Origin of the sequence: Gorillibacterium massiliense, assembly GCF_000455485.1 — a bacterium.
In the GTDB taxonomy this organism is placed as follows: domain Bacteria; phylum Bacillota; class Bacilli; order Paenibacillales; family NBRC-103111; genus Gorillibacterium; species Gorillibacterium massiliense.
In genome coordinates this window covers 1-25367 of the sequence record NZ_CBQR020000129.1, presented here as the reverse complement: position 1 = coordinate 25367, position 25367 = coordinate 1, and the positions used below count along the sequence as shown (strand labels likewise).

The 25367-nt window shown below is 46.8% G+C and carries 17 protein-coding genes; 13 read left to right on the top strand and 4 right to left on the bottom strand.

All coding sequences use genetic code 11. The features are described from left to right. The first annotated feature begins 274 nt into the window (after positions 1-274). The 5 genes from TJ79_RS17030 to TJ79_RS17010 all read left to right on the top strand — a co-directional run bounded on the left by TJ79_RS17030 (position 275) and on the right by TJ79_RS17010 (position 7315). Positions 275-1570: an ABC transporter substrate-binding protein gene (locus tag TJ79_RS17030; protein WP_040951547.1), complete on the top strand. Its 1296-nt coding sequence runs from the start codon at positions 275-277 to the stop codon at positions 1568-1570. Between the two features lie 90 nt (positions 1571-1660). Continuing rightward, positions 1661-2548, top strand: a complete 888-nt coding sequence (locus TJ79_RS17025; protein WP_040951546.1) for a carbohydrate ABC transporter permease — start codon at positions 1661-1663, stop codon at positions 2546-2548. Between the two features lie 16 nt (positions 2549-2564). Beyond that, a complete protein-coding gene (locus TJ79_RS17020) occupies positions 2565-3410 on the top strand; it encodes a carbohydrate ABC transporter permease (protein WP_052339695.1) in 846 nt (281 codons plus the stop codon). 25 nt (positions 3411-3435) lie between these two features. After that, positions 3436-4782 (top strand): glycoside hydrolase family 5 protein, encoded by a 1347-nt coding sequence (locus TJ79_RS17015; RefSeq protein ID WP_052339694.1) that lies wholly within the window; start codon positions 3436-3438, stop codon positions 4780-4782. Between the two features lie 4 nt (positions 4783-4786). Beyond that, a complete protein-coding gene (locus tag TJ79_RS17010) occupies positions 4787-7315 on the top strand; it encodes a beta-mannosidase (RefSeq protein ID WP_040951544.1) in 2529 nt (842 codons plus the stop codon). Between the two features lie 59 nt (positions 7316-7374). On the opposite strand, the gene TJ79_RS17005 is transcribed toward TJ79_RS17010, so the two are convergent. Next, positions 7375-8415, bottom strand: coding sequence for a YeiH family protein (locus tag TJ79_RS17005; protein ID WP_155987934.1), 1041 nt, complete (start codon positions 8413-8415; stop codon positions 7375-7377). A 323-nt stretch (positions 8416-8738) separates the two neighbouring features. Between TJ79_RS17005 and argS the strand changes: the two genes are divergently transcribed. The 3 genes from argS to TJ79_RS16990 all read left to right on the top strand — a co-directional run bounded on the left by argS (position 8739) and on the right by TJ79_RS16990 (position 11824). Then, the gene (gene argS, locus TJ79_RS17000) at positions 8739-10463 is read left to right on the top strand and encodes an arginine--tRNA ligase (protein ID WP_040951542.1); all 1725 of its coding nucleotides are present in this window, start codon (positions 8739-8741) and stop codon (positions 10461-10463) included. A 79-nt stretch (positions 10464-10542) separates the two neighbouring features. Then, positions 10543-11550, top strand: coding sequence for a hypothetical protein (locus tag TJ79_RS16995; protein WP_040951541.1), 1008 nt, complete (start codon positions 10543-10545; stop codon positions 11548-11550). Positions 11551-11626: 76 nt separating this feature from the next. Beyond that, positions 11627-11824, top strand: coding sequence for a YqzE family protein (locus tag TJ79_RS16990; protein WP_040951540.1), 198 nt, complete (start codon positions 11627-11629; stop codon positions 11822-11824). 39 nt (positions 11825-11863) lie between these two features. Here TJ79_RS16990 and TJ79_RS26095 read toward each other — a convergent pair whose 3' ends face one another. From TJ79_RS26095 to TJ79_RS16975, 3 genes are all read right to left on the bottom strand, one after another. Then, a complete protein-coding gene (locus TJ79_RS26095; RefSeq protein WP_052339693.1) occupies positions 11864-12796 on the bottom strand; it encodes a hypothetical protein in 933 nt (310 codons plus the stop codon). 163 nt (positions 12797-12959) lie between these two features. Then, positions 12960-13958, bottom strand: coding sequence for a YqhG family protein (locus TJ79_RS16980; RefSeq protein WP_040951539.1), 999 nt, complete (start codon positions 13956-13958; stop codon positions 12960-12962). Positions 13959-13962: 4 nt separating this feature from the next. After that, complete coding sequence (locus TJ79_RS16975; RefSeq protein WP_052339692.1) at positions 13963-15735, bottom strand: DEAD/DEAH box helicase; 1773 nt, start codon at positions 15733-15735, stop codon at positions 13963-13965. A gap of 585 nt (positions 15736-16320) precedes the next feature. On the opposite strand from TJ79_RS16975, the gene TJ79_RS16970 reads away from it, so the two are divergent. The 5 genes from TJ79_RS16970 (at position 16321) to TJ79_RS16950 (ending at position 25355) form a co-directional block, all read left to right on the top strand. Further along, positions 16321-18921, top strand: coding sequence for an adenosylcobalamin-dependent ribonucleoside-diphosphate reductase (locus TJ79_RS16970; protein WP_040951538.1), 2601 nt, complete (start codon positions 16321-16323; stop codon positions 18919-18921). Positions 18922-19300: 379 nt separating this feature from the next. Next, positions 19301-21193, top strand: a complete 1893-nt coding sequence (locus TJ79_RS16965) for a TniQ family protein (protein WP_040951537.1) — start codon at positions 19301-19303, stop codon at positions 21191-21193. A gap of 386 nt (positions 21194-21579) precedes the next feature. Beyond that, complete coding sequence (locus tag TJ79_RS26090; RefSeq protein WP_052339691.1) at positions 21580-22242, top strand: TnsA endonuclease N-terminal domain-containing protein; 663 nt, start codon at positions 21580-21582, stop codon at positions 22240-22242. Continuing rightward, the gene (locus TJ79_RS16955; protein WP_040951536.1) at positions 22233-24305 is read left to right on the top strand and encodes a hypothetical protein; all 2073 of its coding nucleotides are present in this window, start codon (positions 22233-22235) and stop codon (positions 24303-24305) included. The genes TJ79_RS26090 and TJ79_RS16955 overlap by 10 nt, the downstream gene beginning before the upstream one ends. Beyond that, a complete protein-coding gene (locus TJ79_RS16950; protein WP_052339690.1) occupies positions 24306-25355 on the top strand; it encodes a TniB family NTP-binding protein in 1050 nt (349 codons plus the stop codon). Positions 25356-25367 lie beyond the last annotated feature (12 nt).

Genomic DNA, 25367 nt, shown 5'->3' with positions numbered 1-25367 from the left:
GATAAACATGGATGCTCAATCCTTTGAATCAGGCTGCCTATTAATGCCCAATTTCATTTATTGTAATTCTCCTGTCTTGAGAAAGGAAGGTTGAAATTTCATAAACTCTATTTTTGGAAACATTACAACAAAAGATTGCGGGATCTCGGGTAATTGTGGATGGGTCATATCATCATCTCGTATCCCAGTCGCTAACCGTTGATGAAAGATCAACCTTCTGCGGATTGCATTCTTCCGTTACGATGGTGACATCACCAAATCAGGAGGGGTTAACATGAGAAAAAGAAAATGGCCTGCGGCGATTGCCGCGACTTCCGCTATTGCGATGATCATGGCGGGCTGTGCTTCCGGAGCCAAAACCGACGAACAAAGTGCGCAGGGCGGCGGCGAAAAGGTCACTTTGGAATATTATACCTGGACCGATGAAGCAAGCTACATGCAAAAGATTGTGGACGCTTTCAATGCGGCGAATAGCGATGTGCAGGTTCACATGAATACCATCAGCAATGCTTCCGACGAATACAATACGAAGATGATGCTCAACTTGTCCAGCGGCTCGACGGTGGACGTCTACAGCATCAACGGAAGCGCCGGACTCAGCCTCTACTATTCAAAAAAACAGTTGCTCGACATCAGCGACCGGATCAAGCAGGCTAACCTTGACGTCGGTGCATACGGACCCATTCTTCAAGATATAACGGGTACCCTTACGGCCGGCAAGTATTATGCACTGCCTTACCGAACATCCGCTTATGCGCTGTTCTACAACAAAGATATTCTTGACAAGGCGGGTATTGCATATCCGAAACAATTGACTTGGGACCAATATGCGGATTTGGCTAAGCAGTTGACCAAGGGAGATGGAGCGGACAAGCAATGGGGCGGATTCTATGCGGATTGGATCTTCTTCCCGCTGGAAGCCATTCAGAAGGGAAGCACGATCCTCGACGATAACCTGGACAACGTGAAGGAATGGCTCAACTTCCAGGACCGCATTTTTTACAAAGATCAATCCCATATGAGCTATAAGCAAATGAAAGCAGAAAGCGTCGATTGGTTGAAGCAGTTTGAAAGCGGCAACGTCGCCATGCTCGTCAATGGCGAATGGACCATCAACATGCTGAAAGCGGACATCGAGGTAGGCAAGACGAATATCAACTTTGACATGACGGTGATGCCGCAGCCCGAAGGGGCGGCGGAACCGACTTCCGTCGGCGGCCTAAGCACGTTCATGGGGATCAATCCGAACAGCAAGAAGCAGGACGCCGCCTTCAAATTCGTGCAATTTGCCGCAGGCGAAGAAGGGGAGTTGATCATGGCTAACTCCAGCGTGCTGCCGGCATATTCCAACGACAAGACGAAAAAAGCGTTCCTTGCCGCAACTGGCCTTCAAGGCAGCGGAGCCTTCTTTGAAGCAAATACGGTTATCGACAATCAACCGATTCCCCAAATCGATCAAGTAAATACGGCCTATATGGAGCAAAGGGATCTCTTCCTGTTCCAGGAGCAGGATGTAGACAAGACGATCCATAATTTCGTTACTCAACGGGACAGTATTCTAAAAAAATAACGGCAGCAACCGGAGTCGGTCGCCGCAAGCCGCAAATGGCGATGGCGGCCGATTTTCCCGCCGGGGATAGCCACCTGGAGTTGATGTTCGATGCTCAAGCTTCTCGGCAGAAACAGGGAATATGCAATCGGGACATTATTCATCCTTCCTGCTTTGATTCTTTTTGCACTATTTATCTTTGCTCCGCTGTTATACGGTTTGTACCTCGGATTCACCGATTACGGCGGCTTCAATATCAAGCCCAACTTTATCGGTTTCGATAATTATTTGGATATGTGGAAGGACGATTATTTTAAAATCTCACTTAAGAACAACCTGCTCTATACTGTACTGTTCGTGCCTTTGACTCTGGTGCTAGCTTTGCTTTCGGCCATTGCACTGAACGGCGTCCTTCACCTGAAGAAATATTTGCGGATGGCGTTTTATTTTCCCCAAATTACATCCATGGTTTCCATAGCTATCGTTTGGGGGCTGCTCTTGAACCCGATCCGCGGGCCGATCAACCAGATCCTTAAAACAATAGGAATGGCAAATCCGCCGGAATGGCTGATGTCCTCCCGTTGGGCACTCATCGCCGTCGTGCTCGTCGCGGCATGGAAGAGTTTCGGCTATTATATGATCATTTTGCTGGCAGGCATCCAGGGCATTCCGGAATATCTGTACGAGTCGGCCAAAATAGACGGCGCCGGGCCGATCAGGCGTTTTTATTCGATTACACTGCCCAGCCTATCCCCGACATTGTTCATGGTCGTCATTCTCACTATCATCAATTCATTCCAGGTATTTGATCTCGTGTCGGTGATGACCGACGGTGGTCCGGGACGATCTACCAACGTGCTCGTTTTCCGCATTTACCAGGAAGCGTTCATCAACTATAAAATGGGCTATGCTTCAGCCATGTCTATCGTGCTGTTTGCGATCATCATGATCATATCCATCATTCAGTTCCGTATGGAGAAAAAATGGGTGACCTATTAGAGAGGAGAGAAGCGCTATGCAAAGCACCCTTGGAAGGACGAGAAAGGGAAAAATTCTCTATTCTCTCTTGATGGTCCTGCTCATCGCTTGTTCCATCGCGGCATTGTTTCCTTTCCTTTGGATGATCTCCGCATCCTTGCGAACGGATGTGGATTTATTTAAAAATCCGATGAACTGGATCCCCAGCTCGTTGTATCTGGAGAATTATAAGGAAGTTTGGACAGCCATTCCTTTCGGTCGGTTTTTTTTCAACACCTTCAAGCTGGCTGTTATCATTACGGCGCTGCAAGTGCTTGTCTGTTCTATGGCTGCCTATGCCTTCGCCAAGCTGAAGGTTCCGTTCAAGAACACTGTCTTTCTGTTGTTCATGACCAATCTGATGATGCCATGGCACTCGATCATGGTACCCCAGTTCAATATCGTCCGCAGCTTGGGACTCTATGATACCCATACGGGCTACATTCTTGTGCAGGTGTTCAGCGGTTTCGGCATCTTTTTGCTGCGGCAATTTTTCATGTCTCTGCCCACGGAATTGAGCGAAGCGGCGCGTATTGACGGGATGACCGAGTGGGGCGTGTACTGGCGTATTATTATGCCGCTATCCAAAGCAGCCATATCTACGCTGGCGATCTTCACGTTTACGTTTATGTGGAACGACTATTTGGCACCGCTTATTTATATCCAGAACGATTCGTTGAAGACGCTGCAGCTTGGCTTGAAGCTCTTCCAGACAGAACATACGATGGATTACGGTCTGCTGATGGCCGGGACGGTGCTAGCTACTATCCCAATGATGGTAGTGTTTCTTGTTGGCGAACGGTTTTTTATTCAAGGAGTCGCCACAACCGGCATGAAAAACTAGAGCCCTTCCGATAGGAGAGATCCAAATGACAAACATATCAAATTTCGTGCAAGTGAACGGAGAGGATTTCACAGTAAACGGCAAGAAGCTGCTCTTTCGGGGATTCGGATTGGGCACATGGATGAATCTGGAGCACTTCATGATCGGTTTAGCAGGCACGGATTCGATGATCAAACAGGCTTTCGCTGATGTCTACGGCAAGGAGCGGAGCGACAAGTTTTTTGACCGGTTTTTGCTGGAATTTGTGGATGAACGCGATTTTGCCTATTTGAAAAGTTTGGGCGTAAACTCCCTGCGAATTGCCTTCAATTATAAGTATTTTCTCGATGACCAAAACCCTGAACAGTACAATGAACAAGGTTTCGTATATTTGGACCATGTTGTCTCGCTGTGTGAAAAATACGGGATCTACGCGATTTTGGATATGCACTGCGTACCGGGGGGGCAAAACCCCGATTGGCACTGCGACACCAACAGCGGACTGCCGCTGTTCTGGGAGTATAGCGCTTTGCGGGACACCGCAATCGGCCTATGGGGCCATATCGCTAGACACTACCGGAAAAACCCTTGGGTAGCGGCTTATGACATTGTGAATGAGCCTTCTCTCGTTAAGGACGCCAAGGTGTTCAACGAGTTTTACCGCAAAGTGATTGCAGAAATCCGCAAAAATGACCCGCACCATATTATTTTCATCGAAGGAAACCGGTTTACCACTGACTTTTCCATGATCGAACCGGTGGAGGATCCTCAGGTAGCTTACGAGTTTCACTTCTATCCCTTCGTAGATGAACCGGCAGTACTTTCACCCGAAATGGACAGGCGGCGGCGCAAGGAGATTTTCAAGATAAGCTTCGATAAACTTTTGGCGATCCGCAGCAAGTATAAGCGCCCGGTGTGGTGCGGCGAGTTTGGCCTCGATTTGAACCCGGACATGATTCCATTTCAGGTCGGCATCATCGAAGACATGGTGGAGCAATGCGAGATAAACGAAGTATCTTGGGCTTTGTGGACGTACAAAGATTCGGCTTGCATGGGGTTTGTATACCCCAAGGAAGAGACGCCTTGGCGGCAATTGACCGGCCGGATTCGGCAGGTGTGGAACCAACAAGAGGAGCAGGCGATGGGCGAAGCGCTGGTTGATTACATGGCCAATACCTACTTCAAGCCCATTTCCGAGGAGTTCCGCTATCCCTTGCAATTCCGAATGCGCTCCATTATGCAGGTGATTTGCGTGGAGCAAAACTTGAAGCCGTTTCTTCAAGAACTGCCATGGGAAGAGGCTTATCGTCTCCCCGAATCCTTCCACTTCGATCAATGCGAGATTAGTGAAGAGCTGGAACGGATGGTTCGAAAATACACCCTGGAGGGATAGCGTCATGCAGATATCATTAAACGGAGAATGGAAAGTAAGCCATATTCCCTATAATGGACAATTGGCTGACATCCTTGACAATAGTTTCGTGCCGGAGGGCTGGCTTGACGCCCAGGTACCGGAGGAGATTCACGCAACTCTCCGAAAAGCCGGCATCATTCGGGGACATGTTTACTCCAAGGATCCGGATGAAGAGAAATGGATCGAGGAAGCGGATTGGGTCTACTATAAAGAATTTTTTGCCGATACAGCTTGGAAAGCGGAAAGAGTGAATTTGGAGTTCAAGGGACTTGATACCTTCTGCGACATCTACCTGAATGGAGCGAAGATTGGATCCGGCCAAAACATGCACATCCCGCACGTGACGGATATTGCAGACGTTTTGAAGTATGGGGCTAGGAACGTAATCGTGGTTCGATTCTATTCAGCAGTAAAATACGTGGAGCAGATGGATCAAAAAGGCATCTTTTCCATTACCGATAGCGATCGTATCATGGCACGCAAAGCTCAGATGAATTACGGCTGGGATTTCGTCGGTCGCTGCGTGACTGCGGGGATCTGGAAGGATGTGGTCATCCATTCCTTGAACGATGCGCAAATCGATTCCTATTACTTATACACTAAGAAGATCGAAGGCGGATCTGCCTCAATCGGTCTTGAGGTAGAGCCGGATGCCGGAACCAGCGATTTGGAGGATTACACGCTGACGGTTCGCTTGGTTAAGGATTCCCAGGAAGTGTTCGTCAGGGAAGGCAGCTTTGCCGATTTCGAATCGTTGGAGATACCGGTTGAAAATCCATCCCTCTGGTGGCCACGGCCTTACGGAAAGCCTGAATTGTACGATTTTCAACTATTGCTGAAAAAGAACGGGAAGGTCATTCAAGAGAAACGCCAAAAATTCGGCATTCGCACCATTGAAATCATTCAGGAAAATCAAACCGATGGTAAGTCGTTCATCTTCGCCGTCAACGGGAAACGGCTCTTTATCCGAGGCGCGAACTGGGTACCGGCTCGTGTGATATATACGGATATCACCGATCAAGACTACGAGGAGCTGATTGATTACGCGATAGAAGGCAATATCAGCATGCTGCGAATTTGGGGCGGCGGTATCTACGAGAGCCATAGAATGTTCGAGCTTTGCGATGAATCCGGTATCCTGATCTGGCATGACTTTATGCTTGCCTGCGGCATCTATCCACAAAACGATGAGTTTCTCCAAAATGTCGCCGTGGAAGCGGAATATGTGCTAAAAGAATATCGAAACTACACATCGATTGCCATTTGGACCGGCGACAATGAGAATGGCCAAGCTTACGGATGGGCAGGCAGACCCTATGAATTCCAAAACGATAAACCAAGCTATATCGTGATCGATGAGGCATGCCGGAGACTGGATCCGCACCGGATATACTTTCCTTCGTCTCCCAGCAGTCCGGACGAATCGTTTAAAGGCGGTGACAACCCCAATTCGCCCTATCAAGGTGATACCCACCTCTATATCATGGCGGCAGATCCGGGTATCAACGGCAAACGGCATTACGGTTATCATTATTACAAGCGAATAAAGAGTTACAAACCTCGGTTCATGAGCGAATTCGGCTTCATCAGCCTGCCCGAAAAAGATACCTTTTACAAGTTCAACTTCTTGCGGGAACCTATCCATCATCGGGACGAGCTAATCGAATTCCTTCCTTTTACCAAAGATTATATGGAAAATGTCGATCACGAAAAAACCATCTATTACAGCCAAGTCTACAATGCCATGGCACTGAAGTACTGGCTCGAGTACTTTCGCAGTCTGAAATGGACTTGCGGGGGCACGCTGTATTGGAAGCTGAACGATCCTATAGCCGATAGAACCAATGACTACCTTTTCCCGTCCCATATGGCTACCGTCGACATGTACAAAAAGCCGAAAATGACTTATTACTATACTCGCAGAGCCTACGACGACCTGATCGTCATATGCGACGAAACCGATTCCGGCTTTGACGTTTATGCATGCAGCGAGTTGGTGGAGGATATCAAAGGCAAGCTGGTCGTCTCTCATCGGGATTTTTCAGGGAATGTTATTGCCGTGAAGGAATGGGAGCGTACGGCTGATCGGGACAGTGTGACGCGGCTTTGCAGTCTTTCCGCCGATGAATTCAGGGCAGAGGACCCATACAGCGAATATATCAAAATGGAATTCATCACAGATCGGGGCATTATTGAAAACCGGTACTTCTTCACCGACATTCATGAGATCAACAAGCTTCGGTTGGTGGATTCGGGTCTTAAAATCGTCTACGGCAAAAGAAGCGGCAATGAAATCGTATTGCGGTTGCAGACGGATTTTTATGCCCGCAATGTCCGGCTGAACATTTTAGACACTCGCGCGGAATACAGCGACAATTATTTCGAAATGGATGCCGGATCCGAAAAAACGGTGTCGATCCGTCTGCGCGACGTCGCGGGACTTGAAAGTAAAGTCTTGTATGTGGAAGGCGAGAACGTCAGGAGAGAGGTTCTGTCTTTAGCTGAGATCTAGAGGATCAAATAGAAGGGAGGCGTGCGGTGCTGCACGTCTCCCTGGTTTTTATGCGTTCATTATAAGATGAAAAAATGGATCAACAAAAAACCGAGCAGAGACAAGAGAACCGACCCGATGCCGGCGGCGGCAAAAGCCCTCATGCCCAGTTGACGGATAGTCCGGAGATTAACACCCAGCCCGAGTCCCGCCATAGCCATGGCGATGAGCATGTAGGCTGCGTCAATGAGATGGGCCGTCCAGCCGGAAGGGATGATCGCAATGGTGTTGATACCGCTCATAGCCAGAAACCCAATAATAAACCAAGGGATTGGGAGGTTTTTTTGAGTTTCTTTTGTTCCGGAATCTTCTTTGGTTCCGCGCCTTTGTTTTCGATCCGACTGGATTCCGATGACGATGGCAATCGGGACGAGCATGACGACGCGTGTAAGCTTAACGATAACGGCAAGGTCGACGGCGGTTTGTCCGCCGGGAGCTGCAGCGGCAATGACGTGAGCGATCTCATGAAGAGTCGCTCCGGCGAAAATACCGTAGCTGTCCGGACTGAATCCTAAGTAAGGATATAAAAACGTATAGGCTAAGGTGAAAATCGTCCCGAGTATCGCCACCGTGGCGACGGCTAAGGCAGTCTCGTCGTCATCCGCTTTTATTTGCGGGGCGATGGCAACAACGGCGGCAGCTCCGCAAATGGCGGTTCCGCATGCAGCCAAGAGACCCAGCTTCTTTTCCACCTTAAACCATTTGGATAGAAGATGAATCGTAAAAATAGCAAAACAGATGTTGAAGACCGCCAGCAGGAAAACCTTTGGGCCGGCATGAACGATATCTAACAAGTTCAATCGCAAACCCAACAGGATGATACCGAGACGGAGGAACTTTTTGCTGGAAAAAGAAGCTCCAGCCGCCGTTTGTTGCGGTACGCCGATGCCGGCCCGATAAGCCATACCAAGCAAAATGGCGATGACCAGCTGCCCCATGATGCTCATGAAGGGCAGTTTTGCGATGCATTTGGCTGCTATGGCCAGGACCAGAGTGATGCCTAATCCTAGCAGAAAACCAAATCTCTCTTTATTTCTTATCCTTGTAAACAAAAAAATCATCATGTTTTACGCCCGCTTCCTCTATATTGCCACTCTGCACTATTTACAATAAAGCAGCCAGAGAAAGAAGAGAAATACCGATCTGTTATCTTAACGATTTGAATATCGAATAAATCATCCTGATCGTGCTGTAGCTTGAATTTGACAACCCTAAAGAGCGGATGGTATGATTTAACGAAGAATCGACAGGTTCAAGGTGCCCTTCGGTTCCGTTCGGCACTTCGCCTGCATGCTTATGTACATATCCAATAAGCACCCCATTTCGGGGTGTTTTGTTTCTAAATATGATCTTTGTCCATATGATCGCAAAAGGAGAATTTACGATGATCCGTTATAAAAAACTGGCCGCCGCCGCCATCGCAAATACGCTGGAGGGCGTTTCCGAGGAAGACGTATTCGGCCTGCTGGAGTATCCTCCCAACCCGGAAATGGGCGACCTGTCCATGCCTTGCTTTAAGCTGAGCAAAGCCTTAAGAAAGGCTCCCCAGGCGATTGCCGAAGGCTTGAAGGAACAGTTTTCCGAGGATGCTTTTGAACGGGCGGAAGCCGTTTCCGGATATTTGAACCTGTTTTTGGACAAAAGCAAATTCGCCGTCGATCTGATCGGTGATATTTTGTCTGCGGGGGATACGTACGGCTCAGCGGATATCGGCAAAGGTCAAAGCGTCGTCATCGACTATTCGTCTCCGAATATTGCGAAGCCATTCCATATCGGGCACCTACGGTCCACTGTGATCGGTAACGCGCTGCGGAAAATCCACGCTTTCCTTGGGTTCAACGTCGTAGGCGTCAATCATTTGGGAGATTGGGGCACCCAATTCGGTAAGCTGATCGTCGCTTATCAAAAATGGGGCAACGCCGAAAAGGTAGAGGCCGAGGGGATTACCGAACTGCTGCGCCTGTATGTCTATTTCCATGAGCAAGCGGAGAAAGAGCCTGCTTTGGAGGACGAAGCTCGCGCCTGGTTTACCAGTCTGGAACGGGGAGATGCGGAAGCCTTCAAGCTGTGGCAGTGGTTCGTCGACATCAGCCTGAAGGAATTCGAAAAGATATACAGCCTGCTGAACGTCAGCTTTGACGCCTTCACCGGCGAGAGCTTCTATATGGATAAAATGGGTCCGGTCATCGAGCGGATGAAGGAGCTGAACCTGCTGGAGGAGGACGAAGGCACGATGCTCGTCCGTCTGGACGAGTTCAATATGCCCCCGGCCCTTATGCTGAAAAAAGACGGCAGCTCGCTGTACCATACCCGCGATATGGCCGCTGCATTGTACCGCAAGGATACGTACCATTTCGTTAAATCCCTTTACGTGACCAGCTACGCACAAAATCTGCACTTCCAGCAACTGTTCAAGGTCATTGAAAAAATGGGCTACGATTGGGCCGATCAGCTCATTCACGTGCCCTTTGGCCAAGTTAGCCTGGAAGGAGCTAGCTTGTCTACCCGTAAAGGCAATGTCGTCATGCTGGAGGATCTGCTTAACCAAGCCATCGCCAAGACGAGAGAGATCATCGAAACGAAGAACGCCAATCTGGAAAATAAAGACGAAGTCGCCCGTCAGGTGGGCGTCGGTGCCATTATTTTCAACGATCTGTACTCCAACCGGATCAAAGACGTCGTCTTTTCCTGGGAGGAAGCTCTCAACTTTGACGGCGAGACCGGCCCTTATGCTCAATACACCCATGCCCGCGCTTGCAGCGTGCTGCGGAAAGCCGGGAACGGCGAGAGCATCGATCTGCCGGCAGGCGTAACCGCCGCGACTTTGAATCCGGCGCTGCTGCAAAACCCGGAAGCCCAAGGGGTTCTTTCCGAACTGGCTCGCTTCGGCGAACGAGTGGAGCAGGCGATGGAGAAGTTGGAGCCTTCCATTATCAGCCGCTATGTCATCGACGTCTGCCAGGCGTTCAACCGGTTTTACCACGGTTGCCCTATTCTGGTGGATGACATCGAACTGCGGAACGCCCGCCTGGCTTTGGTCAAGTGCGTGCAGATCACGCTCCGCAACGGGCTTGCGCTGATCGGCTTGGAAACGCCGGAAAAGATTTAACTCAGAAAAAAGGAAATATCATCCAAATGTCGAATATGATCCCTCATTCACAAGTAATCATGTGAATGGGGGATTTATTTTGATACGGGAATATTTGGGCAAAGGGATCGTTATGGTCTTGCTGTTGGCGGCTTGTGCAGCTTGCAGCAACAGAACAGAAAAATCCGCACAGCCGTCAGCTTCAACACCGCCGCTCACCAGCACGCATACGGTTACAGCGACATCAACATTGGAACCGAGTTCAAACCTGGCTCAACCGACAAGCGCCAAACGGGCTGTATCGTCGGAACCGGTACAGTTGACACAGGCCAGCCTGAGCAGTTCTGAGAATAAATTTGCGAAATATTTTGGGTATTGGATCGATGCGGAATGTAACTTGCGCAACCAAGATACACTTGAAGACTCCATAAACATTTACGAAACGTTTTCAGGAGTTAATATCTATTTCTATTTGACGGGTATAGTCCGGATAACGGATAGCTCCGCTTTGATCCGCTTTGACGGCGAAAATAGCGGCGTGTTTGAATATCAAGAAGAAGGTCTGGGAAAAGGTACAGGAACCATCATCTTTGATGAGGATCAGGTTCGTGTTCGCCTTCAATTAAAGGAGGGCTCGAATAAGACGTTAACCAAAGCGTTTCACGGGGAACGAGTATTTGTCCGCGATCCATATAAAGATTTGACCTATTATGATCCGATCCTGTTGATAAAAGAGAAGTTTGGTATCATCGACGAAGCTGACATCGAGGTCAGCAAAGGCGTTAGCGATAATGAAGAAGGACTGGGCCGAATTCTGAAGATCGTGCAAGTTCGGGACGAGAACGGCGTCGTGCAAAGAAGATTCCTGGTGAACACTTTGAATGGGTACGTGAAAGAATGGTACGACTACATTGATCCTGTCGCGATCTTGAATGCAAAATTTGGGGGGGTAGAGGGATTGGTTCTTGAAATCGGCCCAGGCTCCGCCGATTATGAGCAGGTAATCACGGCGCGTGACGCAGAGGGTGAGGCCAAACGGACCTTTTTGATTAATCTCCGGGACAAGAGTGCAGTGGAGCTTCCTAGAACGGGAGAAGGGACGAAATGACGGATTCCTGCCGCCGCTTTGCGGTTTAAAAAACTCCAACCGGGGTAAGCTATAGCTATCGGAAGGAGAGATAGCCATGGCGAAATCCAAGTCGAAAAAGGGCGATGAGCTGCTTCTGTACGTAACAGAGCGGGTGGTCGAGTTCGCCAACACGCCCCGGTCGGTAAGGAAGGAAGCTCGCTCCCATCGGCCCGTAAAAGAGCCATGGAGCGTCCGCTGGTTCGGTATGCTGCCCCTGTCCATTAAAATATGGCGCAACAGCCGCCACAAATAAAGAACACGCCGGCTTCACCGTTCCGGCGTGTTCTTTGTTTTAATGAAAGCTTCCGCCTTCCGGCAGCGGCCACCGCACATAGCGAGGACCATCTTGATCCAATATCAGGAACTGGGAGCCATCGGACCAAGTATGATAGCCAGTAACGGCGAGGGGATATAGCGCCTGACTGCCGTACAACTTAACCGTATAGATGAAACTTTGTTCGGATTCCTTGAGCCTGGAGGCTGCAGTGTCGAAATCGCTTTTTGTACCGGATTGGCCTTTATCCTTGATCCACCCTGGTTGATCATAGGGGTCGATGGCGGGCAGCTCCAAACGGTCGGTGACGACTGGTCTTTCGGCATTAGATTCAACGGGATTGAGGGCAGGGGAGAAAGTCAGCGTTTTATTGTTTTTTACGGCAGATGCAAGATAATTGGTCAGATCTGGTAACTCTCCGCCTGACTTGGCGTCGAAATAATAAGTTTCTCCTCCGCATTCCACCTTCCAGAAGCTTTCCAGAGATCCTGTCAAGTAACGTTCAGCCTTATCCAAGCAACTTCCGGTAGATGATGAATCGATAAGTTCCCGCTGCAGCAGGCTTTGCCGCAGCGTTTGCATACTGAATAATGGGTAGGTTCCTGTTCCATACTCAGTTAGCAAGTAACCTCCATCGCTTTTCTGAGAGACGATCAAGTAACCGGCATCCTTACCGCCGTCTGCGGTAAGTGCAACAAGCCAAGAGTGGGTTCCAGGTCCAAGGGGGAGGATCGCCCAATCGGCGGCTGTCCATTTTTCAAAGCCTTTTTCCGATGACAGGGCGATAATCCAGTCGGATACGGATTTTTCCAATTCGTTTGCCTGTTGGCTTGCGGCTTGAGGAGCATGAACGACAGGTACGGTTGCTGGAGCGGATGCGACGGGCAGGGGAGAGAGGGCAAAAAACGCTCCTGCCGCAAACAGCATAATGGTTTGCCTAAGTTTGATCATGGTTCACCCCTCATCTTCGATCCTTCCTGTGTTAGTCTATTGTAGCCGCTTGTCCGTAAAATATATGTTTCTATGTGCGGACGAAATGCCGTTTTTTTATGATGATTCTGCCGGGTAGTAGCGAGTTAAGTCAGCTTGCGTCGTTCGATATTGCGCGGTTTTTTCAGCCATTCCCGAAAAGCTCTGCGCTGGACTGAAGATGAAACAATCCGCAATTGATGGCGGAGACGCGAATTTTCGGCTGGTATTGCCAATCGGCTTCCTCAGCGCGGGCGTTGTATTGCTGTCGGAGTCCGGCTTCTTCTTCTGATTCCGCCGGCAAGCTATTCAGCAAATCCAAGTAGTAGCCGTCGATGCGTTGGCGTTCTGCCTCCAGCCGTTTCTTCGCCTGATCCGCCCAACTGTGATCGTAAGTGCGCAGCCGCTTCTCCAAAAAGTCTTCCAAAGCGTGGGCCGCCCGGTTAAAGGTCCACTTGATCGGTTTCAAGTGGATACTGGCCGGGATGCGGGGGACCAGCTTTTTGCCGCGTACCGATTCGTAGAAATTTTCTTTTTTCTCGCCGGTGATCAGGTTGATGCCTAAGGAATGGCACTCCTCCCGCTTCATATCGCAGACCAGCTCGACCTTGTAATTTACGCAGAGCCAGGTATCGTATGGGGCGGAAAGCGGACCGGTTTTATCTTTATAGTCTTCGAATAGCCGGACGAAGGAACCGCGTTTCCGGGAAGAATCGAAGATCTGCTCCAACCGGCGGCTGCCGAAGGTCAACGTATCCGTTGGGATACGTCCGATAGGGCTGGGCAAGGTAATGCCGAAGTAGCGGCCGAGGATGCTGTCAGATGGCTGCCCGGCAGCGCCTGGCACCGCTCCTCCGGTTTCCCCGGTGTCGGTTCTTGCAGGCAGCGTGGCAGCTTCCCTCGGCGCTCTGCTATCCTCGCCCACAGAGGGAGCTTCCGGGCGGAAGAGGAAGCGCAGCGTCATCGTTTCCGGCGGCGCTCCCGTCCGCTCTACGAAACCCCAATAATACGAGCGGCCAGTCAGTTCCCGATCGGCGTCAGGGGAAAGCTTAACGGTCACAGAATCCGGGGTTTTCTCTATGATGCCGCAGCCTGTCGCTTCCAAGTAACGCATGACAAACCGTTCAACCTGCTTTGTGTTCATGAGGTCACCTTCTTCTCCCTTTGACTGCCTTGGCTGGAGCGTTTGCAGCGTTTACGATGAGCGGCTGTTCAGCGGTCTCTTGCGAATGGAGATAGTTATCGCCGATCCGATTGAAGCCTGCCTTTATTTCGGCGTCCGACTGCGCTTGCAGCACGATTTTCATCAAGCTGGACTCCAGTTCGGCGGTTTTTTCCATGTGCTCCAGGATGTGGTCCAGTTTTCCGATTACCAATTGGAACATGTTGATTTTTTCGTGAAGCAGCCGTAAAATATGTTCTTCGATCGTTCCGCAGGTGGATAGATTATAGATGTTGACGTCATGGGTTTGCCCCAACCGGTGCACCCGGCCGATCCTCTGTTCAAGCCGCATCGGATTCCAGGGCAGATCGAAATTGATCATATGGTGGCAAAATTGCAGATTGATTCCTTCGCCTCCGGCTTCCGTCGCCACCAGTACTTGTGCGCGGCCTCGGAAAAGGTCCATCATCCAGTCTTTTTTGCCGCGGTTCATCCCACCTCGGTACGCGACGGCAGAAACACCGTTGTCCTTGAGGAATTTGAGCAAATATTCCTGTGACGCCCGGTATTCGGTGAAGATGATCGTTTTTTCGCCGATGCTCTGCACCAGTTCCATTGCTTTTTCCGCTTTCGTATTGGCTTCGATGCCGCGGATCAGTTCCACCAGCTCCCACACCTTGGGTCGCATGGGGGAGTTTTCCGACAGCTTCTTGAACAAGTGAACCAGCGTCACGAATACAGCATCGCGGCTGCTGCAAACCTCCCGCTGCAGGGTAACGAGGGTGAAGGCGCTTTGGGTGTTTCGCCCCATCTCGTCGTAGCGTTCTTTCACGAAGCGAGTGACGCCGTCATAGAGCGCTTGTTCCTCCGGGGAGAGGACGAGTGGGATGTTTTTCACGTTCCGGCGGGTAAATTCCACGTTCCCATCGCTGCGCCGGTTGCGGATCATGACTTTGGCCAGCTCTATTTGCAGCTTATCTTCGTTTTTAGGGGTGCGTTTTTCCACGACAAAATTGTCCTGGAAACTGCCTTGCCCGCCAAGCTGCCCCGGTTTCAGCACATTGATCAGGTTGTAGAGCTCATCCATATCATTTTGCACAGGAGTTGCCGTGAGGAGCAGGCAATATTTTTTCCGCAGCTCGTTGACGAATTGGTAATTGGTCGTCTTCTTGTTTTTCAGCTTATGGGCTTCGTCGATGATGACGATGTCATAGTCCTTATCCAGCACCAACTCCCGATGAGGCGGCCGTTTGGCGGTGTCCATAGAAGCGACGATGATGTCGCACTGGTCCCACATGTAGGCTTTTTTTTGCGCCGCCGCGGGGATTCCGAACTTCTGGTTCAGTTCCCGCACCCATTGGAGCACGAGAGAAGCGGGTACGAGAATGAGCGCTTTGCGGACGAGACCGCGGACGATATACTCTTTAAGCACCAGACCGGCTTCAATGGTTTTTCCAAGTCCAACTTCATCGGCTAAAATGGCTCTGCCGCGCATTTCGAACAGAACCTTGCGTGCGGTTTCCGTCTGATGGGGCAGCGGCGTCAAATCCGTGATGTGGCGCAGACATTGGAGCTCGTCGAAACGGCGCACCAACCGAGATTCTTCGGCCTCGAGAGCAAGCTGAAAAAAGGTACCATCGTCCCATGGACCGTTTTTATCGGATCGGTTCTGCAGTTCCTGCAGCCAGGAACGGTCAAAATGGATCTGCAGCCCGTTAGGCAATTCCGTCGTTTTATCCGGCGATTCTGTCGGCAGCATAAAAGTTCCTCCCCTCTCTTTGATGAAGGATGTCGTTCTAGTATGGGCATGAGAAACTCTTTTCATAACAGACATACATGCCGCTCGCGCACCATCAGCGAATGTATTAAAAATCGGCACAGCCGCCTGAAGGTAACCTATTTGAAAGAAGGTTATTCAGGGTAGGAAATGAGGGTTCGGCAAAACATGCGGATAAATAGGGCTTTGCACACTATATCCAGTAAATCAAGCAGTGCTATGATCTATATATTGGTTCGTCAGCGCTCAGATGGTTAATATATGGAAGCAAGCCAATTCCGCACAGAGGCGATGGCATGTGGCGCGACAGTTTACTAAATCTTAAAAAAACGAGTGAGACAGAGAAAAAAGGAGCGCGAATGATGTAGGTTTGGTTTTCTTTTTGATTATGGGCTCCGTTCCATTCGTAGCACAAGATATAGTGCTGTATAATGATGATTACGACTAAATATTGTAAAGCTACATAGATGGATAAACTCGGCTAAAACCGGGAAAACAGGCAGGATCACGGGGCTTTTTAGCGAAGACTGGCGAGAACGCTGAATTTTATGGAGGAGGTTTTTACTAGTGGAAGCAACAGAAGTTAAGCCGCTTGAAGGACTCAGCGAAAAGATTTTTTTGGATCGGTACGCCCGCAAGGACGCCGATACCAATAACACGGAAGTCGGGGACCTGGTCCTCGCTTTGACGAAAGATGACCCGAAGTTTCCGGCTAAGGAAGTCGGCGAAGTAATCGCCCGGCAAGGCCGAAACGTTACGATAAAGCTGCGCAGCGGCGAAGTGATTGAATCCAATCTGGACAAGCTTACCCTCACCAAGGAAAAGACCCCAGGCGAACTGTGGGATCGGTTGGCCAAAGCCATGGCTTCCGTTGAAGGATCGGCTGAGAAGAAGAAAGAGTGGGAGAAGAAGTTCCGCTACATTCTCGACGACTGGAAGCTTGTTCCCGGGGGCCGCATCGCTGCCGGAGCCGGCGCAAGCGAAGAACTGACGCTGTTTAACTGCTACGTTATTCCGTCGCCTCACGACAGCCGGGGCGGCATTATGTCCACCCTGTCGGAAATGACTGAGATCATGTCTCGGGGGGGTGGCGTCGGCATCAACCTGTCTTCTTTGCGTCCCCGTCGTGCCATCGTTCAAGGCGTAAACGGTTCTTCCTCTGGTGCAGTATCCTGGGGCGGTTTGTTCAGCTATACGACCGGCCTCATCGAGCAAGGCGGCAGCCGCCGCGGCGCGCTGATGCTGATGATCAACGACTGGCACCCGGATCTTCTCGACTTCATCACCGTCAAGCAAACCATGGGTCAAATTACCAACGCCAACCTATCGGTATGCGTCAGCAACGGCTTTATGAAGGCGGTAAAAGAGGATCTGGAATGGGAGCTTGTTTTCCCAGATACAACGGAGCCGACCTATAATGAGACCTGGGACGGCGATTTGGCCAAATGGAAAGAAGCCGGCAAGCCGGTGAAAAGCTACCGGACCGTGCGCGCCCGTGAAGTATGGCATACGATCATTGAATCCGCTTGGAAATCGGCTGAACCTGGTGTCGTGTTCATGGAATACTACAACCAAATGTCCAACAGCTGGTACTTCAACCCGATCATCTGCACCAACCCTTGCGGCGAACAAGGCCTTCCGGCTTGGGGCGTTTGCAACCTGTCCGCCGTGAACCTGTCCAAGTTCTACGACGCCGACAAAGGCGATGTGGCTTGGGATGAGCTGGGCACCACTGTCCGCTATTCCACCCGCTTCCTGGACAACGTCATCGACAAAACGCCGTATCATTTTGAAGAAAACCGCATCAACCAACAGGGCGAGCGCCGTGTCGGACTTGGAACCATGGGATTGGCCGAGTTGATGATCAAGCTGAAAATCCGCTACGGCAGCCCGGAATCTCTGATTTTCCTGGATAAGCTCTACGGCTTTATGGCTCGGGAAGCGTACCTGGCTTCCGCTGAAATCGCCGCGGAGAAGGGCTCATTCAAGCATTTTGACACGGAAAAATATTTGCAAAGCGGCTTCATGAAAAACATCGTAAGCGTCTATCCCGAAGTTGGCGAAGCCATTCGTAAAGGCGGCATGCGCAACGTTACCGTCATCACCCAGGCGCCTACCGGCAGCACGGGAACGATGGTGGGCACTTCTACGGGCATCGAGCCGTATTTTGCCTTTGAATATTTCCGTCAAAGCCGTCTGGGCTTCGACAAACAATACGTTCCGATCGCCCAAGAATGGATGGAAAAGAACCCAGGCAAAGAGCTACCGGATTATTACGTCACCTCGATGACATTGTCGGCTGAGGATCATATCCGGGTGCAAGCCGCCATCCAGCGCTGGGTGGACAGCTCCATCTCCAAGACGGCCAACGCTCCCCATGACTTCTCCGTTGAAGATACGAAGCGCCTGTATGAGCTGGCCTTTGATCTGGGCTGCAAAGGCGTAACCATCTACCGTGACGGCAGCCGCAACGAGCAAGTCCTGTCCACGGAGAAGAAGGAAGACAAGAAAGAGGACAAAGCGGTCGCCAATGAAGAGAAAACTGCCGAAACTGTTGCTAAGGAAGCTATCGACACCGCTTTGGCAGCGACTCCCGCGCCGAGTACAAAGGTTATCGATAAGGAATACAAACGCCGCCCGCAAATTTTGCGTGGTGCGACTTATAAGATCAACACACCGTTCGGCATGGCGTACATCACCATCAACGATTTGAACGGAGCGCCGGGTGAAATCTTCCTGAACGTGGGCAAAGCCGGCTCCGACGTCTTCGCAATGGCGGAAGCTTTGGGTCGCGTCTGCACCCTGTTCCTCCGCTACGGCGACCACGGCAACAAGGTGAACCTGCTGATCAAGCACCTGAAGGGCATCGGCGGCTCCGGCGCCATCGGCTTTGGCGCCAACCGCGTTGAATCCATCGCCGACGCGGTAGCGAAAGCGCTGGAGATTCACATCGCCAGCGGCAACGATATCCCGGTGGTGCAGGTGAAGAGCCATGCTGCTGCTGCCGTTAGCGTCCCGTCCGTAGACGACCATGATCACGATGGTCATGACCACGACCACGCCGAAGCTGACAGTAAGGACATTTGCCCAAGCTGCGGATCGTTTGCTCTGGTGAACGCAGAAGGATGTAAGAACTGCACCAACTGCGGATATAGTAAGTGCTCGTAAGTTAGTACGGTTTATTAGCAAATAGAATGTGATGTGTGCGGTGTCATAAATAATGAGAAAAAATTTCGAATTAGTGAGAAAAAAACTCCATAATTAATGATAACTGCATATTTATACAATGCTATACATTCATTTGTGCCGTAGACTGACCGCTGATGAAATTGAAACGTATTTTGCTGTTGTTTCAGACTTTAATAAATCAACCATCGTACAACGTATTGAACAATTTTACAAAGATGCCGTCCTATGGTGCCTACTATAGGATGGCGTTTTTTTTTGGAGGGACATTACTAAATGTTTTTTACTGTATAAAATCATGTATATTTGGAAATGGCTTTGGAATCGAATTCATTAATGAAAAGAAGGAGCACATCACCTCTTGAAAAAGCTACTACATAGCCCAAAGATGTACGCTGACGAAAGTTTAAGTGGATTTCTTATTAGAGCAGTACAAGATGTATATCCTCTTAACTTCATACATTCTGAATTCGATCAATTTAAGAATTTAAAGAGTTGGAGGCCTACAAATTACAATTTGGACGTTAGAGAATTATCACAAAACGACTTGAACTTCATTACAACACTACTCTGGATTAATAAAAAAGATATGGAAAAAATGATGCTAACTACTCTTGATTCAACGAACGGATATTATCAATTTTTCGATACAAAAGCACATATATCTTCAATTTCCATTCTAAAAGCAAAAGTTTGTCCTTACTGTTTAAGGGAGAAAGAATATTTTCGAAAAATTTGGCACCATATGAATGTTTCGGCATGCCCCTATCATGGTTGTTTATTAATCGATAAATGTTTAAATTGTAGTAAATCAATTACATGGCAAAGTGCAAACATTCTAAAGTGTGAATGTGGCTTCGCTCATAAGTTAGCAGAACCAAATATTGCTTCTAGCGAGTGTATAATGCTCTCCACCTTGGTGTACCAGAAAGTTGGCCTCATTGCGAAAAGACCAATAGAGTTAAATAACTTCTTTATTGATGCAGTATTAATCGAATTCGACGATATATTTTTCTTATTAGCTTCATTTATCGGAGAAATTCAATTTAGATCACAATTCACGAGTTCGAAAGCCTCAATTCATAAAGTTGCGATTATCCAAAAACAAGTTATGGAAATTTTAATAAACTGGCCGTTGGGTTTTCACCAGTTCTTAAATGAAAAAAGAACGAAATCTGGTGAAGATAATGCTGAAAGGATACTTAGTAGTTTTGGAAATTTTTATATACAATTGAAGAGAGATCGAAGAAACAGTTATTTATTTTTGGCAAAGGAGTTTATAAACTACCTCCTCATTAATATAAGCTCTTTTTTTGCTAGTCCCAATTTCTCCAAAATCGTTAATCAATTTGAAACATTGATTTTAACTGGTCAAAATGCTTTGAAGTATTTTGGCGTCTCAAGAAGGACGTTGATTAATTTAATCAAAGCTTGCGAAGTTGATGGTATGATAGTTGAATATGATGGAGAAACATGGATACACGTTACAAAAACTAGTGCTGATCAATATCTCGAGAAAAAAAGAATGATGTATTTAACAAAACAAGAAGCCCAGGATTATCTTAATGTCGGATATAAGTGCATCACTGATTTATTGAATAAGGGAATAATTACGTTCTCAAATGATGTGCATAAAAACATGATAGAGAAAGATATGTTAGATCAATTATCAATTAATTTAGAAAATTCAATAGTGGTTAAAGAAGATGCAGATTTAGTTACATTCGACAAAGCAATTCCACAGATTTATGGGTTTACTGATGGTGATGTAGTTAAATTTATTTTGAGTAGAGAAATTACCCCAAGGGGTAAAAGTACAAGGAGAGGAATAAAGTCGCTTTTATTTGATCGGAATGAGGTAAGCGAGTTTTTAAATCATCAATCTAAGAATGTCATAGGGAACTTACTTTTAACAGCAGATGTTGCTAGGATTCTTAAAGTTAAAACGACCACTATTGATTTCTGGGTATTGCTAGGTATCTTGAAATGTGCTGAGAAGGATAAAATTTATGGTAAATTATTTTTCCCACATGAGGTGCGTCAATTTGATGAAAGTTACATAACAGTCACACAATTAAAAGATCTCAAAATAGGGTTAAAAGAAAAAATCTCTGCTTCTTTTTTGATAAAGAAAGGAATTGTTCCAGTTACAGGTGGGAAGGAAATTGGAGAAAGGACCTATTTGTTTAAAAGAGTTGAGGTTATGGAATTAATAAGTAACTTAATGAGGGTAAAGGAATTGTCATTAAGTTAAGCTCTAAAATAGGAATGACCATAGAAATGGAATCCGAAACGGCATGGGATAGAGCCCTGAGCCGTTTGTTTTTATGTCCAGTCCTTTATCGAAAACCTGTTCCTTAACTAATGATTTTAATGTAGTGGACCTATTTTTGTTATTCGTTTTTATTACCTATGAAAGAGCTGGTACTATTGTTGGGGCTTAACCAATTTGTAAAATAACTCTGACCTATCTTTGATAATAAATTTGAAGGGAATTCAAAGTAGTAGATTTTATGAGTTGGAACTCAAATCATATCTTGAACTATAAAGAGATCCAACTGAAGACTGATGTTTGTGTATCATCAAAAATGTTAATACTTTTATCATAAATTATGAAAAACTAACTGAGGAGTTAAGCAAATGCCGTACAAACCAGCACGCAAAATTATGCCTAAAAGAAAAGGCTTCCGTGGAAAAGAACCATTTCTTAAAACTGGCGATATGATTCATTGGGAAAGTTTTCTTGAAAGGAACTACATTAGATTAGCTGACTTTGATCTGCAAGTTGATGAGATTTTTTATCAACCTGTCTGTATTCATTACACATTGAATGGTAAGAAACATAGGTATTTTCCGGATTTCAAAATAATCTTAAAAGATGGTCGTGTTTTCATTATTGAGGTGAAAGCTCTTCGGTTTAAGAACAATCCGTCAAATATTATTAAGTATGAAGTCGGTAGAAAGTATTGCGAAGCTCATAGGTGGTACTACGAAGTATTCACAGAGGAGGAAATAAACCCAAGGTATTTACAAACCAATCTTTCATTACTTCGTCATCTAGGTAGTCAAGAAGTAACGGATAATATTATGGACCATGTTTTGAAGCAATTGCAGTCAAAAACAGAAATGTATCTTTTTGAATTGAGGGAGTCTTGTGCAGAAATTGATGAAGAAAGCTTCTATAAGGCTGTTTATCAATTGATTTACCTACAAGAGATTTCAACAGATCTAGTTAATGTAAAGCTATCTGACGAATCCATTTTACATTTTTCAGTTGATGAGGGGAGAAGTTCATGCTCATAGATTTCAAGTATGGCACGCAGTTTCGAATTGGAACGAACATATATGAAGTGCTCCGGCACAGAGAAGATGACGTTGAATTGCTTAATATAACTTATGACGCAAAGGAATTACTGTCTCTTAATGAAATCTTGAGTGCTTACAATGAGAAAAGGTTAATTATTTTGAATGAAGGTCAAGACACTGTCGTAATTGAATACAGTACAAAAGATTATAATGATGTTCAAATCGATATAATGGAGAAACGGTATAATGCGATTGAGCCAATTATTGAAAGGGAAATTAAGCCATCACAGATAAAGATTTATGCTGAAAACTATCCAGAGGAATTAAAGCCAAATGGCTCGATCTCTCCCGCGTCAATTTATAGATGGTTAGATCTATGGTATAAGCGTGAGAACAAATTTGATTTAATTCCTCAAACGAGGGGACCAAAAGATAGACGAGTCTCTACAGAAGTAATGACTGAAGTGTCTCGCATTATATTGAAATATGGTAGGAAAGTGGAATACGTTACTATTAAAGACGAATATGATGTGTTGGATGCTGAAATAAAAAATATTAATTTGACCAGAGAAGCTCACGAGCAGCTGGGGATTATTTCAGAATCGACATATCGAAGAATACGAAAGAAATCAGTAGATACATATGAGCGCGATAAAGAACACATGGGGGAAAATCAAGCGGATTTGAAGCATAATGGTGTGCATTCAAATTCACGAGCAACACGTCCACTTGAATGTATGGAATGTGACTGGACTCCGATTGACTGTTTAATTGTAGATTTTGAACTTGACGAATTATTTCGTCCGGTACTCATGTACGGAATGGATCAGGCAGTGGGAGAACCGATGGGATTTCATATCATTTTTAAAAAGGAGCCTGATGCTGGTGATTGGAAACAATTAATTTTACATTGCATATTGCCAAAGACTGGATTAAAAGAGTTGTACCCACGGGTTGAAAAAAATTGGACGGCTTATGGTGTCCCTCAATCAATACTTTTGGATAATGCAAAGGTGAACGACGCGAAAGAGGTAGAGGAGGTGTGTTCAGCTCTTCGTATCGGCCTTAGATATTGCGAAGTAGCATCCGGTCATCAAAAAGGTTCCGTTGAACATGCACTAGGAAATCTAAATCACAAAGCATTTCAAGGATTAGTTGGTTCCCTTTTTTCAAATCCTACAGAAAGAGGACAATATGACTCAGCAGCGAAAGCGGTAGTTGATATTAAAGGATTGTATCATATCGCACACATAGCAATTGTTGACATGGTCGCCAACAATTTTAATAGAGGGGAGAACATCCAAGGGGTTCCAGAACATTTATGGGCTAAAGGCTTAAAAGAAATGAAGATCCATCCTCGATTACCTGCAAATCGTCAGTATTTAGAATTACTCTTCTCTTCAAACAGTGATACACGCTCCGTCGGTCCTCGTGGAATATTAATCATGGGGCATCACTTTTTTAGCGATGAATTAAATGAACTAAGAAAGCGATTGGAACGTGAAGGTAGAAGTCGTGAAGTATTGATTCGCTATGGCTCTGATTTAAGGGCTATTTATGTAAAAGACGAATTCAATAAACGTTATATTGAAGCCTTTATTAAGAGTGGAGGCCTGGAACGGAAAAAGATGGACAAGAATACCCTGATCCATGCAGAGTTGCTAGCATATCTGTCAAATAAAGATGGTAGTGCTTATAATGACTATGATTCTTCGCTACAAGGCAGGGCTAGATTAAACGTTGAAGAGATTCAAAAAGAATGCAAATTAGAATATCAAGGGATTCATAGAAGAAAAAGAAGGGAAGCAGCGGCCAATGAGACTGTAGCCAGTGCAATTAAAGGTGTACCTATCGAACAACTTCCTGGACTTGCAGAAGCCATGAATATATCTATTCTAAATCCTGAGGAAAGTAGCAGAGGTATAAAGTCTTCTAAATCAGTTAATAATCAGGATGAAACTATTATTGAAAAACCCGAACCTGGTGCCTTGCAAGTTGGCAACATTGATCTAGATAAAATTGCAGACAGTTGGGGGAGTGGGCAAAAGGAGATATGTTAATTGGATTTTGAACGATTAGATGGAAAAGCACCTGATTCAAAGGAATTGAAAAGACGTGTTGAGCATGTCAAAAAGATCATTGTCCATCACCCAAAGTATGAAAATCTGCTTGAGGAGATGGAAACGATCATGGATTTGTCGGAGGACTCCGTTAGTCCAGATTGTTTATACATTTTTGGGCCAACAGGTGCAGCGAAGAGTACGGTAACCAGGGAATTCACGGCTAGATATCCTCGTGATACTAAAGAAACGGATGATCGAGAATATACGCATATTCCAGTATTAAGGGTAGTCGTTCCTCCAAAAGCAACACCGAGAATGCTTGCATCGAAAGTGCTAGAAGATATGGGGGATCCCTTCAGCCATAAAGGATCCGAATCTGAGTTGACCAGTCGTATCCATCACTTTGTCAAGGAACTTGGGATTAAAGTAATAATTTTTGACGAGTTCCAGCATCTAATTGATGCAGACACCGAATATGTGTTAGCGACAGCATCAAACTGGGTTAAAACATTTACCGAAGAAATTGGCATTGCTGTTATTCTCTGTGGAATGCCGGAATCAGTAAAAGTTTTTATTAGCAATCCCCAATTGGATCGAAGATTCTGTAATAAAGTTGCGTTTGAAGCTTTCGCATATGGTACCGTTGAGGAGATTCTTACTTTTAGAGTATTTCTTCAAAAAGTTGATAAATTGCTTCCTTTTGCTGAATTGGCGAATCTAGCTGATCCGTTAATGGCAGATAAACTGTACTTTATTTCGATGGGGATACCTTTTTATGTAATGAAGTTACTTGAATATGCAACCTATATCGCTGCTAAAATGGGCGCGGATAAAATAGCTGAACCACATTTGGCGAAGGCACTTCTGAAAGTAAAACAAGTGGCTAGACCATTTGTTGCAAATCCCTTTGCAGAAATTAATTTTGATTTAGAAGCAGCACTTGGAACTGAGAATGATGCGATGAACAAGTACAAAGAGAAACTGATGATTAAAAGGAAAAAGGGAAGAAACTTACAGAAAGCTCAAGGACCATCGCTAAATGTCTAAAAGGTAACAAAT

Coding starts and splice junctions, on each gene's coding strand:
- TJ79_RS16980 (WP_040951539.1), bottom strand. CDS start 13,958: ATGAACACAAAGCAGGTTGAACGGTTTGTCATGCGTTACTTGGAAGCG.
- TJ79_RS17005 (WP_155987934.1), bottom strand. CDS start 8,415: ATGATTTTTTTGTTTACAAGGATAAGAAATAAAGAGAGATTTGGTTTT.
- TJ79_RS17010 (WP_040951544.1), top strand. CDS start 4,787: ATGCAGATATCATTAAACGGAGAATGGAAAGTAAGCCATATTCCCTAT.
- TJ79_RS16975 (WP_052339692.1), bottom strand. CDS start 15,735: ATGCTGCCGACAGAATCGCCGGATAAAACGACGGAATTGCCTAACGGG.
- TJ79_RS16955 (WP_040951536.1), top strand. CDS start 22,233: ATGCTCATAGATTTCAAGTATGGCACGCAGTTTCGAATTGGAACGAAC.
- TJ79_RS26095 (WP_052339693.1), bottom strand. CDS start 12,796: ATGATCAAACTTAGGCAAACCATTATGCTGTTTGCGGCAGGAGCGTTT.
- TJ79_RS17015 (WP_052339694.1), top strand. CDS start 3,436: ATGACAAACATATCAAATTTCGTGCAAGTGAACGGAGAGGATTTCACA.
- TJ79_RS16990 (WP_040951540.1), top strand. CDS start 11,627: ATGGCGAAATCCAAGTCGAAAAAGGGCGATGAGCTGCTTCTGTACGTA.
- TJ79_RS17025 (WP_040951546.1), top strand. CDS start 1,661: ATGCTCAAGCTTCTCGGCAGAAACAGGGAATATGCAATCGGGACATTA.
- TJ79_RS17030 (WP_040951547.1), top strand. CDS start 275: ATGAGAAAAAGAAAATGGCCTGCGGCGATTGCCGCGACTTCCGCTATT.
- TJ79_RS17020 (WP_052339695.1), top strand. CDS start 2,565: ATGCAAAGCACCCTTGGAAGGACGAGAAAGGGAAAAATTCTCTATTCT.
- TJ79_RS26090 (WP_052339691.1), top strand. CDS start 21,580: ATGCCGTACAAACCAGCACGCAAAATTATGCCTAAAAGAAAAGGCTTC.
- argS (WP_040951542.1), top strand. CDS start 8,739: ATGATCCGTTATAAAAAACTGGCCGCCGCCGCCATCGCAAATACGCTG.